Source organism: Wolbachia endosymbiont (group B) of Erebia ligea (assembly GCF_947179575.1).
In the GTDB taxonomy this organism is placed as follows: domain Bacteria; phylum Pseudomonadota; class Alphaproteobacteria; order Rickettsiales; family Anaplasmataceae; genus Wolbachia; species Wolbachia pipientis_C.
On the sequence record NZ_CAMXBW010000002.1, the window covers coordinates 82,506 to 95,147 of the forward strand.

Annotated in this window: 10 protein-coding genes; 3 read left to right on the forward strand and 7 right to left on the reverse strand. The window is 32.7% G+C overall.

What is annotated here, in order from left to right; translation table 11 throughout:
- Positions 1 to 8 precede the first annotated feature (8 nt).
- The gene (locus tag OM962_RS00790; RefSeq protein ID WP_264330499.1) at positions 9 to 266 is read left to right on the forward strand and encodes a hypothetical protein; all 258 of its coding nucleotides are present in this window, start codon (positions 9 to 11) and stop codon (positions 264 to 266) included.
- Positions 267 to 316: 50 nt separating this feature from the next.
- Here the strand turns inward: OM962_RS00790 and OM962_RS00795 are convergent, their stop codons facing one another.
- Complete coding sequence (locus tag OM962_RS00795) at positions 317 to 2,398, reverse strand: heme lyase CcmF/NrfE family subunit (RefSeq protein ID WP_458694674.1); 2,082 nt, start codon at positions 2,396 to 2,398, stop codon at positions 317 to 319.
- Between the two features lie 155 nt (positions 2,399 to 2,553).
- Here OM962_RS00795 and OM962_RS00800 point away from each other — a divergent pair, with 155 nt between their 5' ends.
- The gene (locus tag OM962_RS00800) at positions 2,554 to 3,795 is read left to right on the forward strand and encodes a hypothetical protein (RefSeq protein ID WP_264330501.1); all 1,242 of its coding nucleotides are present in this window, start codon (positions 2,554 to 2,556) and stop codon (positions 3,793 to 3,795) included.
- A 55-nt stretch (positions 3,796 to 3,850) separates the two neighbouring features.
- Here the strand turns inward: OM962_RS00800 and OM962_RS00805 are convergent, their stop codons facing one another.
- Both OM962_RS00805 and radC read right to left on the reverse strand, forming a co-directional pair.
- Positions 3,851 to 4,723: an IS982 family transposase gene (locus tag OM962_RS00805; protein WP_264330502.1), complete on the reverse strand. Its 873-nt coding sequence runs from the start codon at positions 4,721 to 4,723 to the stop codon at positions 3,851 to 3,853.
- 262 nt (positions 4,724 to 4,985) lie between these two features.
- Positions 4,986 to 5,666, reverse strand: coding sequence for a RadC family protein (radC, locus tag OM962_RS00810; protein ID WP_264330503.1), 681 nt, complete (start codon positions 5,664 to 5,666; stop codon positions 4,986 to 4,988).
- A gap of 863 nt (positions 5,667 to 6,529) precedes the next feature.
- Between radC and OM962_RS00815 the strand changes: the two genes are divergently transcribed.
- Positions 6,530 to 7,636, forward strand: a complete 1,107-nt coding sequence (locus OM962_RS00815) for a D-alanyl-D-alanine carboxypeptidase family protein (protein ID WP_264330504.1) — start codon at positions 6,530 to 6,532, stop codon at positions 7,634 to 7,636.
- A gap of 32 nt (positions 7,637 to 7,668) precedes the next feature.
- Here OM962_RS00815 and OM962_RS00820 read toward each other — a convergent pair whose 3' ends face one another.
- The 4 genes from OM962_RS00820 to OM962_RS00835 form a co-directional block, all read right to left on the reverse strand.
- The gene (locus tag OM962_RS00820; protein WP_264330505.1) at positions 7,669 to 9,009 is read right to left on the reverse strand and encodes a DNA recombination protein RmuC; all 1,341 of its coding nucleotides are present in this window, start codon (positions 9,007 to 9,009) and stop codon (positions 7,669 to 7,671) included.
- Positions 9,010 to 9,265: 256 nt separating this feature from the next.
- Entirely contained in the window at positions 9,266 to 10,426 is a 1,161-nt protein-coding gene (locus OM962_RS00825) for a porin (protein WP_264330506.1), read from the reverse strand.
- Between the two features lie 100 nt (positions 10,427 to 10,526).
- Positions 10,527 to 11,330, reverse strand: a complete 804-nt coding sequence (locus OM962_RS00830; protein ID WP_264330507.1) for a hypothetical protein — start codon at positions 11,328 to 11,330, stop codon at positions 10,527 to 10,529.
- A 172-nt stretch (positions 11,331 to 11,502) separates the two neighbouring features.
- A complete protein-coding gene (locus tag OM962_RS00835) occupies positions 11,503 to 12,525 on the reverse strand; it encodes a hypothetical protein (protein ID WP_264330508.1) in 1,023 nt (340 codons plus the stop codon).
- Between the last annotated feature and the right edge of the window lie 117 nt (positions 12,526 to 12,642).

Consider the following 12,642-nt stretch of genomic DNA (forward strand, 5'->3'; position numbering starts at 1 on the left):
ATGCTAGATTGTATTCTGATGTGCAAGATGAAGGAAAAATTATAGTAGAAGTGAGTAACAAGGAGGAAATATTGGAAAAGTTTAAAAATTATAAAGAAGAGTTAGGTGAGAACTGCTTGCTTGGTGGTTCTTCTGTCTACGACGCTATTAAGCAGGGATATTTTAAAAGGCCTGAGGAAGTAGATTCCATATATCATGTAAGCTCTTCATTAGAAAATATATCTTTATTGCCTATTGTACAACAGAACATAGAGAAAATTCGCTAGCAAGGTTAGTGTTGCTTAGCTTAAGTTTAAATTGCCAAAAAATGCAAACTTTATGATACTGAAGGAACTACTTTTTTGCTAGAAGGCAAAGCAGCAAGGAGCGAACCAAAAGCAATAAGAAAGGATCCAAGCCAGATTATAGACATTCCAGGTTTATAGTGCACTTTAGCTGCGATTTTGCTCTTACTCTTATCAATCTCTCCAATTACAACATAAATATCAGAAAATAAATTGTGGTAGATACTGCTTTCAACATTTTTCTGACCTTCCGCAAGGTAAAATCTATATTCAGGAGTTACATCACCTATTACCTTACTATTAAGCAAATTCCTGATATCCATTGTACCCCTCACTGCATGGAAATTTTTTTCTTTTATTAGCTCAATATTTCGTAAAGTAACTTTAAATTTATTGACTGTTATGCTGTCTCCTATTCCCAAGTAGTTTTCTTTTTTCTCCTGCCAACCAACTGAATAAGATATACCAAGCACTAGAATTGCCACTCCAGCATGAGCAAGCATCATTGCATAGTAGGACTTAGAAACTCTTCTTGCGAGTAAAATTGATTCACCAAACGCTACCTTAAACAAACAAATTCTTTTACTATATGCTTCTAAAACAAAGATTAATAATGCTATGGAGATGGTAATTGATAGCACAATCATTAGCTCCATGTAAAAGATAAACGGCAAAATAGCTGCAGCACTACAAAATGAAAATCTATATTCACGGAATATTGGCAATAGACTATTTCCCTGCCAACTGCAGTATTGCCCTATCATGGTGAGCACTAGAATAGCTAGTGCAATAGAGTTAAATAAAGAATTGTAATATGGTGCTCCAACTGAAATTAATTCACCGGTTAAATACTCAAGCACTGTAGGGTATAAAGTGCCAACGAACACGATGAAAAAGGCAGTGATGAATAATAAATTGTTCATCAGCATCATCGTAAGGCGTGAAAAGAATCTTCTACCTTCTGTCACTTGAGTAGCAGATTTCTTTTCAGATTCCAATATCGAATACTGGAAAGATGTGTGATTCTTTCTCGTAAACACTACAAATATTACTAAGCTACTGACTGTAATTACACCAAGTAGAGCTAATATATACAGTCCATATCTTGGGTCATCTGCAAACGTGTGCACTGAGGTAAGTATTCCTGAGCGGACTAGAAATGTTCCAGTCACACTCAATATAAAAGTTGTGAGCGTAAGTAAAATAGTAAAGTTCCTTAAAGTATTGAAATTTCGTACAACGAGCAACAAATGTGTCAGCGCCACTGCAATTAGCCACGGCATCAAAGAAACGTTTTCCACTGGATCCCAGAACCAAAATCCACCCCAACCGAGTTCACGATATGCCCACCAGCTACCCAAGCTGATGCCCAAAGTGAGCAGCGACCAAGAAATCAGTACCCAAGGCCTGACAATTTTAGCCCAAACATTTCCTTCAGTATTTGCAATTAATCCAGCTATAGAGAGCGAAAAAGGAACGCTAAATCCAAGGTACCCCAAATATAATATCGGTGGATGAATAGCAAGGCCTATATCCTGCAATATCGGATTAAAACCAAGACCATCTGTTTCGATGCCTGGCATTTTAGTGAAGGGATTTGATTCAAGTAAAGTGAACAGTAAAAAACAAAAGCAAATCAGTCCATGAGTGATAAGAGATATTTTTTTTAATTTACTACCATTAGTTCGTTCTGGTGTCATTCCAGTGCTTGACACTGGAATCCAGTTTTTATTACACTGCCATTTGATGTACTCATTTGCAATTAAATTGTCTGGATCCCAGTGTCTGGGCACTGGGATGACAGAAGGTATATAAATATCCATTAGTAATAAATACATGACAAGCACTAAGGTCCAAAGCAACATAGACCCTTCTTTATTTCCCCAAACACCACAAATCTTATAGATCAAAGGTTTTGTTGTGTGTGAGTGGTAATATACGTTTTCAAGTGAGAAATCATTTTTAATGTGGCAGTAGATCAAAATAGCCATTGATGTTGATACACAAAAAAATATGGCAGTGGTAATAAACCGACAAGAACTAAACGGTAAAAACAAATACGTTAAAGACAATAAGCAGGCTATGAGTAGCGATATATTCCCAAATTCAGGCATAAGATTCATATAATGATATTACTAATAATAAATTGGGAGTTAAAGTTTTAATATAGGAACAAAGTTAATCTTCAATTATATTAATAGTAAGTAAAAATTAAGCATTAAGCTTTTATACTTTATATTATATAACATTAATATTGTGAGGTAATATTATGGGCACAACTAAGATTAGTGGATTTCTATTCAATATAAAAGGTAAAGTGGCAAAACAACATGCTGAACCAATAATTGAAAAAAATCTCTATACTATTTTAGGATTCAAAGATGTAGAAGATTTAGAACATAAGACAAGTAAGTCCGTTAACAAAAAAATTTGGCAGCTATTTATTGATTGCTTTACAAAGGAAATAGATTATGTAGCAACTAAGCAAGTTGTAAAAAACGTTGTTTGTAATATTGCCAAAAGTGCCCAAGGGAATGCTTTTACTGAAGCTGAAAGCTTAATCTTAAACGAAAAACAAGATAATAAAAAGAGAGAAAGAGCGATTAAAAAAGCTACTAGTATTTTAAAAAAAATCAATCCAGAAAAAGCCTTCAATGAACTTTCAGTAATAAAAAAACAAGCCGAAGATTTTTTACAAACCGATTTTTATAAGGCGCAGAGCAAACCACTGCCAGGATTTGCTCCATCTGGTGCGCAGCTTTTTGCGGAAACTTTGAAATATATAGAAACACTAGAAAAATTATCAGAAGTTAAAAAGGAAGATTTAACTAAGAGTTTCCTATTAAATTATATTAGTTCACTGAACAAAAAGTATCCTAAATTACAAGGTAAAAGGAAAGATGCTATACGAATACTATCAAGCGATGAGTTGAAGAATTTTTATAATAAAGGTGTAGAGGAAGGAATACTACAACCGCTGGTATCATATAAAGAATGCAGAAATCTGTATGATAAAATGAGCCAAACAAAGAATGAATGTATAATCAAAAAAGAAGAGCAGGAGAAAGCAAGTAAGTCAATAACCAGTATAATTAGTGACATAAAAAAATGTAGAGAAGCAGTCCTTAATTGCAAAAATTTTCAGAGCTCCTACATAAAGGAAAAAGCAGAACACCCATTTAGAGGCACCTCATGTCAAAAAATGATTGATATATATCAAGAGAGAATTGCTGGATATCAGGAAAAAATTCGTCAAAACCTAAACCAAATAAGAGCAATATTAAAAGATACGCCGCAAGATGTGGAAGAATTCGAAGAAATAATCAATTGCGCACATGAAGCAGAGCAGTATGATGAAATTTTTGATTCGGCTTTAATTTGTTTACCGAACATACAGAATAAGCTAGATATTCAACCAGAAAATCCCCTAACAGAACTCAGAGCTTCACAAATTAACTTTGAAATTGAGCTAACTAGGCTCTGTGAACAAAATATTAGAGTAAGCATGTGAGTGCTTCAACAAAATTCAAAAAACCAACAAAGACCTCATAAACGCTAACTATGGATTAGCGAACAAAAAAAGAATTGGAAATGGAAGGTTTTTTACGTTGTAAAGAGTATGAAATGAGTGTAGAAAAAATATGAACCAGAAAGTTAAAAGGAGATCGGTGGCGAGTGTGCTCAATTTCTAATCTATTTTTTAGGTAACCAAAAACTGTTTCAATAATAGATCTTTTCCTTAAAAAAATCTTCTCATTTAGAGAGATTAATGCGTTTTTCATCCCTTTTTTTATCTTGGTAACAAGCTTTAAATTTCTATCAAGTAATTGTAGAAATAGACCTTTTTGGATATAACCTTTATCTCCAAATAATAAACCCGTTAGTTTTTTAGTCAGATCTAAAACTGGCTTTCTATCGTCAATGTTACCTCTGGTTAGCGTAACACCTTGAATTTCGCCTATTTCATTGATTACTACATGTAATTTAAAACCAAAAAACCAGCCATAAGTGCTTTTGCTTAATTTTGCAATTCCAGTAAAAACTTTATTTTTAGATATTCTTTTTGCATGACAGACCGTGATAGGAGTTGAATCAATGTAGGAAATACCTGTATTTTTTGCCTGCTCACATAACCACTGTAGCAACATTGCTAAATACCATAAAACTCGAGGTTTTAGCGCAATAAATCTATCATAAGAAGGTAGTCTGGAAAAGTCTGACTTATGCAGCAACTGTAAGTAACATATGTAAAATGATTTAAAGTTTTCATATCTAGATTGCTGATATAACAGAATTATTGTTATAATTTCGGAATGCGTTATTTCTGGCACTCTTGTAGGTTTTTTACCATTGGATAATAATCTACCTGCAAAATTTTTGTCTATTATTTTACAATAATCATCTACAAAACAGAATAATTCTGTTACATTCTTATTCACTGGGTAACCTCCTATTATCTCTAAAATACTGGAGTTTACCTTCTTTTCTTCTTCTCTTCTAATCCATAGTTAGCGTCATAAGTCTTATCAAAACAGGAGATTTCTAATAGTGGCAAATACCATGTATTTCTTTCAATTTGCCACTATTACGCCACCTAAATCACACATTGTCTTCCAGAAGGAAAATTTTTGTTCCACTGGCAACCACCTCATGTATAGCTTTACTTCCATAATAAGAAAAATGGCAAAAGCAATTTTAGATCTACTCTAATAAAAGCCTATTTTCCTTGAAACTAAAATAGCTACTAAATGTGATAATAATGTGATCTATTAATTCTATCCCTACGCTTTTGCAAGCTTCTTTAAGCTGTCTAGTGAGAAACATATCGCTGCTTGAAGGCTGTATATCTCCACTTGGGTGATTGTGGGATATTACAATGGATGTTGAGCCAATCAAAAGAGCGCGCCTTATGATCTCTCTAACGTAAATAGGAGTTTGATCTACTGTACCAAAGTTCTGCAGATCTTCCGCTATTAGACGATATCTTTTATTCATATAGATGACGCGAAAATTTTCTTTATTAAGGCTTCCTATACTTACTTTTAAATAATCAAGCAAATTTTCCCAGTTATTGATTATAGGTAGGTCCTTTACTTCTTCTCGTACAGAACGAACAAAAGCCTGTTTCACACAAAAGATAGCAGATATGGCTGCATTATTAACTCCTTTAATATTTTGCAGTGCTTCTAAATCGGCATTAAAAACCTTATTTAAACTACCAAAATTTTCTATCAAACTCTTTGCTACTGGCTTTACATCGATTCTACTATATGCTGAATATAAAATGTGTTCTAAAATCTCATAATCAAGTAATGATTGTCCGTTATCTAAAATAATTCTCTCTCTTAGGCGCTTTCTATGACCTTTTTTGTAATCTTTCATTATTCATGAATTGCTTATCTCTTATAATAAGAAATTGAATTTTTAAGTAAAATATTTAATAAAATACATGAAGCATAATTGTAAATTTTTGAAGACAGCAAATGAAAGTAGCCCCTCTCTTGTCATCTCCTGCTCCCTCCTTCTTGTCATTCAAGTAGCCTCTATCCCAGTGTCCCTTCTATATATCATCCCAGTGCTCCTTCTATGTCATCCGAGTAGCTGACACTGGTTTCTTACCAACAAAAACCTAGCATAACTTTTGTGCTCAAAAAATTTATGGATTCCAGCATCAAGCACTGGAATGACATAGTAGAATGTCATGCAAATAGCCCCTTTGATGTCATTCCAGTGCTTGACACTGGAATCCAGACTTTAATTGTTATACTTGTAAATAACTCTGGTAAGAACAAATGTTCATCTCAAATGCAGTATTTTTGTTGAAATAGCTCAACTGGATCCCAGTGTCAAGCACTGGGATGACACCTCAAATATTAATAAATTTACTAGTTATAAAAAAGGCAAAAAAATCCCCGTGTAACGAGTTTTGACCCTATAATAATGTAAATTGGCGCTGTAATAATGTGCTAACGCTTAAAATAAGCGCGTTTTGGCTGAATGTAGAAAAAATAAAAAAGACATGCAGCCGCTATAATTTTTATGTAATTTGCCAATAAATATCTGAGTTTTTTACTGAATTTTTGTTGTTGAACCCGCGCGGATCGAAAACAAGGATAAATACTCTTATTGTCATAATAAGGGGGCTGGCGCAGTTTGTCAAGGAAGTTTTATGCAAGAGATCTATTGAAATGCTCGTGCAAAATCATACTATTAATTTAGCACATTATAAATTTAAAATTATAAATATGTTAAGCAAATTAGTAACTTTGCTATTAATTTTTATACTCCCTTTTAATTCGTACTCATATCAGTTTAGAACTAAAGCAAAGCAAGCAGTTGTTTTAGATTTAGCTTCAGACTCTTTCATTTTTGACCATAATTCCAGTGAAAAAATGGCCCCATCTTCAATGAGCAAGTTAATGACTTTATATGTGGCCTTCGATTATCTAAAAGCTGGAATAATAAAAATGGAAGATAAATTTCGAGTAAGTAGAAAAGCATGGGAAAGGAAAGGCTCTTCTATGTTTTTGAAAGAAGGTCAATTTGTTACTGTAAAAGAACTGCTTGAAGGAATTACAATTGCCTCAGGTAATGATGCATGCATAGTGCTAGCCGAGGGTATCGCAGGATCAGAAGAGAATTTTGTTGCTGAAATGAATGAAGTTGCACAAGATTTGAATCTTAATGATAGTCATTTTGTTAACTCAAGTGGATGGCCAGATGAAAACCATTTTATGAGCGCAAAAGACTTGGTAACACTGGCAAAAAGAATTTTCACCGATTTTCCTGAATACTATGATCTATTCTCTGAACAATATTTGACATATAACGATATTGTACAAAAAAATAAAAATCTTTTACTTTTCCATGATATTGGAGTTGATGGTCTAAAGACAGGTCATACGAGTGCTGGTGGTTATGGAATTATAGTATCTGCAAAACGGAACGATAGGAGAATTTTTGCTGTTGTGAATGGTTTGGACACCGAGAAAGAACGAATAGAGGAAGCAAAAAGACTAATACAATATTCCTTAAATCATTTTAATACCAAGAAAATATTTGCTAAGGATAGCGTAGTTGAAGAAATAAATATTGTTTATGGAAAAGATAAAAAGGTGCCCGTTACAGTTGCAAACGATGTTACCATAACTTATAACCGCAGATTACATGATAAAATTAAAGTGCGTATTGAGTATAAAGATATGGTACCCGCACCAATTAAAAAAGGTCAAGAAGTGGGCAAAATTTTTGTAGAAATACCTGGTACTGAGCAAAAAACTATACCTGTTTATGCAGCAAATGATGTGCAGGAATTGAGCTATATAAAAAAAATTTTTAGAAAGTTGTTTTAATCAGCAAATGTAAGTTAAGGAGACCTGAAATACTAATCTACTTTCAACCTCTCAGCATGTAAACTGCGTGGTAAAGATTCCAACTCTTTTGCAGCAGTGAGTTCTTTATTTTTTGCATGTATACCAAGCTTATTGAATTCTCGGGCAGCAGGAAACACTCTTACCTCAAGCGAACCAGCAGTTTTATTGTAATGATCAACAGCACTTTTTAAGCTTCTGCGTAAATTATCAAAATTTTCGCCCATTGTGCAGATTCGCTCATATAAAATATGGCCTAGTTCACTTATTTTCTTTGCATTTTCAGCTATCATCTCTTGCTTCCATCCATAGGCTACTGCCCTAAGTAGCGCAATTAAAGTGATTGGTGTTGCAATAATTACTTTTTTTTCTATTCCAATTTCTATCAAAGCTGGTTCACATTCTAGTGCTGCGCTGAAAACCCCTTCTCCTGTTAAAAAAAGCACCACAAACTCTGGCGTATTTTCAAATTGGTTCCAATATTCCTTTCTGCCTAGATCATTTATATGTTTTTTTATTGCCAGAGAATGATTCTTCAATTTTTCCTTTTGTATCTGTAAATCATTTTGCGACATAGCATCCATGTAAGAATCAAGTGGTACTTTAGCATCTATTATTATTTGCTTTCCTGATGGCATTTTTACTATTAAATCAGGACGCAACAAATTGTCCTCGTTTTTATCAATCACTGAGGCTTGAGTAAAAAAATCGCAATATTCAATCATTCCCGCCATCTCTATCACTCTTTTGAGCTGCATTTCACCCCACTTACCTCTAATGTGAGGTTTCCTCAAGGCGTTAGCAAGGCTAGAAGTTTGGTTCATTAATGCTCCAATTTGCTCCCTTAAACCTTCGTAGGCCCCTACCCTCTCTTTCTCTAGCTCACGTATTTCACTGTCGAATTTTTCTAATTTTTCTTTTATTGGAGTGATAACTTCGTTGATCGTTGCTTGCCTTTTTTTGAAGTCACTTTCTGTTTCTTTTAGCTTATTATCGATCACTTCTTTTGCTAAGTTCAGAAAATTATTATTGTTTACCTGAAGAGCATCAAGAGAAAGTGCTTTAAAAGTGTTCGTAAGCCTCTCCTCTGCTTTTGTTAGTAATTCTATTTCCTTTTTCTTTTCTTCACGCTCTTTCTGAAGAATTACTTGAAGTTCTGCGTTCCTCACTTTCAAATCAACTATTTCCTTATTTTTATCTACTAAAGCCTGTTTTGCCTCTTGAAGTTCATGTTCTACTTTAAGTAAATTCTTCTCAAGATTCTCACTAAATTTTCTGTTCTTTCTTACAACAATATAGAGAAATAGTAGTAAAAAAAGGAAATTCAATACAAAAGCTATAGAATTGAAAAGCATCAGAACACAGAAAAAACCGCACTCACAATACTATCTAATTTTTTTATATATAAAAAAGAAAAAAAGAGCACCTGAAGAGATGCGCTTACTGAAGGGCTTGGTTTGCTAATTAATAACCGTTTTCTCCTACACTTGGATTAGTAACAGAATGTCTTTTTATTGAAAATCTTATGTAATAGTTATTTTTATAATATCAAATATATTAACAACTCAATTTTACTCTCATTACTACAATACTTACATACCAGTTACTTCACTAAAAACTTAGCTTCAATCCGGCCAAAAGCACATACCCGTAGTTGTTATCTTTTACTACAGGTTCCTGAGTACTAAATTTTACAATATCGAAGTAGTATGAAGTGCCAAGAGCTAATGGATATTCAAGACTGAAAGCCTGTGATGTGAATTCGTTTGTACCTTTACCTGCAATATACCTAACACTATTAAAATATGTTAAGCTCACTTTACGAGAATCAGAATGATAAGCAACACCTGCATTTACATAATGCATATTATTTGTTTCAGGACTACGCTTCTCACCAGATTTACCGCCATTACCGTACGAAAAAATGCAATCAAGTTCAAAAAGTTTTAGCTTCAATCCAAAATTCCAGTGTAGTAATTGATTACGGCATTCATAATTTTGAGAAGTACCATCCGAGCAGTCAGTTAAATTTTCCCTTGCAAACTCACCAGCCAAGGCAGTAGTAAAACTTATATCATCTGATAGGCCATTTTCATACGAAAGACCAGCGGCTATTAGATTGTTATATTGTAAATTATTTTTACCTGGAACATAACTAAATCCAAGTTGAAAGTTATAGATTTTAGGAGAGATATAGTTTAACGTTGGTTGTTTTAACTTTAGTTCTAGTCTATTATAGTCGCTATAAATATTAGGCTTGACCCAAAATACCTTATCCTTATCATACCCAGAACCATCATCTTTTTTTTTATTACCGCACAAATTTGCATAATCTGTCCAATGACCATTTATTCCTCCAGCAGCTGTGTAAATTTTTGAAGTGTTAATTAACATACTCTGACTAACTAAACTTCCTTTACCATATTCAACTGATCCAAACTCCTGGTTCTTTATGATAAAATAGCACTTCTCCATTTCTAATTTTTCTATGTCTAATGCTTTTAGGTTTGCAATAGCAGAAACTCCTGCCTTAACATTAAACCCCATTTGCGTATTGGGATAAACTTGCTGCAAATAAAGAAAGCGCAGGTCTGAATAACTTGAGGTCTTGTCTTTTGTAGAGCTAAAAGAATCTCTGTTGAAAGCGTAGCCAAATCTTAAATCTATTTTTCCATCTAGTTCTGCATAAAACATCTCCTTATCCAGAATTACCCTAGCATTGACACTCCCTACCACGAATAATAATGAAAATAGTTTGATCAGTAACCTCATAGTTAAGCTTAAATTTTTAATATAAGCTTAATAGAAATAAAAAACAATTCTTATATTGTGTAGAACTTAGATACTACAAACCAATTAATGACAAAAGCGTTTAAGCATTCTTCACACTATGTTTTTGAATTATATTTCCATAAATAATTGATATACTTGGTAACTTTCGCTTTAGTAACTGCTTATTAATGGTAGAATATATACGACTAATTATTTTAGATGTGTTCTTTGCATCACAGTTAATCAAAATAAAAAGCACCTTATTCTCATCAATAAATCCTAGAAAATCATCACTACGGCAATTTTTATAAAAATGCTCTGTGATCATACTCAATGCATCGTTTATCTCATTAAATTTATTATTGAAGCCTATTATTCCTATAACTGCATTAATTTGATATTCAAAGGCAAAATTCAATATGACATATAACTCCAAAATCGTTGAATCATTGTCTGGTATATCAAACAAGTTGTGTTTTTTATATTTCTTACCCATCAGATATTTATCCCTAAACATTACTAGCTTATGAAACAGGCTAATGTCACGTATCAATAGCTCATAATTAATCTTGCTATTAGTAAATTGCGTTGTGCGAAAAACTTTTACCTTTGTTTTTATATCTTCTCCTTTAGCGTCGATTAAAGAAAAGCCTATCACTTTTGGCAATATATCGGGCAAATCGCGCCCATCTTCAGTATACTCCAAATAGCTTTTCATATCTTCAGCTGCTCTTTTACTTAAAATATTGATTAACGGCTTATTAAGTAAATTCTCTTCCTCACATTTTAATAAATTCCTTGCAGCTTGATTGAGTCCCAAGATTAATACGTTCTTTTTCTCATTATCCTGACAAACAGATATCACAGCATCATCTTTCCTTCTTTCAGTTATAAAATCTTCCATATCTTCTCACATATAACGTATTTATAAGTATAATAAGATTGTATTAAAATTCATTTACCCATTAATATACTTGATAAAGTATAGACAAATCTTCATGTTGCTGCATGTTCTAAGTCATGATAAAGGAAGCAAAATTACAAATATAATTTTGCTTATTCTCTTTATACCTTCACTACAACAACTTATTTTGCTGTATTGGATTAGATGGTTGAATATAACCTAAACTACTGTAACACGATTCTTCGTATGAAGGTAGTAGTTCCTCAAGCGGTGCTGAAGGTTGTACTTTTTCATAATTGTCAGAAGGAAAATTGTCTAATTCTTTATTATTAGTTGCCTTATCCATACATTTTATTGGTTGCTCTATATAGTCTTGTATTTCTTTTGTAAAACTATGATTTAGATAACAACTTGTTAAGTAAGCTACACCTGCTACTGTTAGTGCTAATGCTACAAAAACTAAAGGTGAAGCTCCTATACACCTAAAAACCTTTACTTTATACATACTCATATGAGCAGGTGGGTCAATGGTTGTTGCCAAAAAAATAAAAAAACCAAGTGAAAAAAATATTAACACGCAAATTCCACCCAATGAACAAGATCCTAACGCTACTTCTTTTAATGATTCTTCGCTTTTCTTTTTATTATTAAGGCTTCGATACATTTTATTAACGTTAGTATTGCTAATATAATCTTCTAGTTCTTTTAAAATTTTAGTCTTTAACTCTTCAATCTCGTTATCTATTGACGAATAGTATTTTTTATACCGCTGCTTCAATTGAACATCTAATACTGATTTACCACCATTTAGAAGATTTAAAATGTCTTTTTTGCATAACTCAATCTCCTGAGAAATTTTAGAATCGTTTTGTTCTTTTATATCTTGATCCATTTTAGCCTGTAGTTTTTGACCAAAATCTTTAAATACAGTTCTGCAAGAAAGGTATTTTAATATAATAGGTAAAGCCAGCTCATTTCCCTTACTAAGCAAAGATAAAAGCTTCAAAGCGAAAGAATTAGGTACTGCCTCTCTTGGTAGAATTAAGGTGAAATCTTCCAATACTTGGCAAACTAATTTTATTGAAGAATCTTTAAACCCTTTTGTACCAAATTTTAATGAAGCAAAAAATTCTTCTAATTCTTCAAAAGGACAACTATTTTTCTCTAATTTTACTTTTATAATATTGCTTAACATTGTAACTCCACTAACCGTTTTATACATGTAGCTTAACACTATTTTAATAATTTATTAAGAAAGTTTAATTATTAATTATAATATTTAATAAAATAAATAGACTCTTTTACATTTCAT

Coding starts and splice junctions, on each gene's coding strand:
- OM962_RS00795 (WP_458694674.1), bottom strand. CDS start 2,398: ATGCCTGAATTTGGGAATATATCGCTACTCATAGCCTGCTTATTGTCT.
- OM962_RS00800 (WP_264330501.1), top strand. CDS start 2,554: ATGGGCACAACTAAGATTAGTGGATTTCTATTCAATATAAAAGGTAAA.
- radC (WP_264330503.1), bottom strand. CDS start 5,666: ATGAAAGATTACAAAAAAGGTCATAGAAAGCGCCTAAGAGAGAGAATT.
- OM962_RS00815 (WP_264330504.1), top strand. CDS start 6,530: ATGTTAAGCAAATTAGTAACTTTGCTATTAATTTTTATACTCCCTTTT.
- OM962_RS00820 (WP_264330505.1), bottom strand. CDS start 9,009: ATGCTTTTCAATTCTATAGCTTTTGTATTGAATTTCCTTTTTTTACTA.
- OM962_RS00825 (WP_264330506.1), bottom strand. CDS start 10,426: ATGAGGTTACTGATCAAACTATTTTCATTATTATTCGTGGTAGGGAGT.
- OM962_RS00830 (WP_264330507.1), bottom strand. CDS start 11,330: ATGGAAGATTTTATAACTGAAAGAAGGAAAGATGATGCTGTGATATCT.
- OM962_RS00835 (WP_264330508.1), bottom strand. CDS start 12,525: ATGTTAAGCAATATTATAAAAGTAAAATTAGAGAAAAATAGTTGTCCT.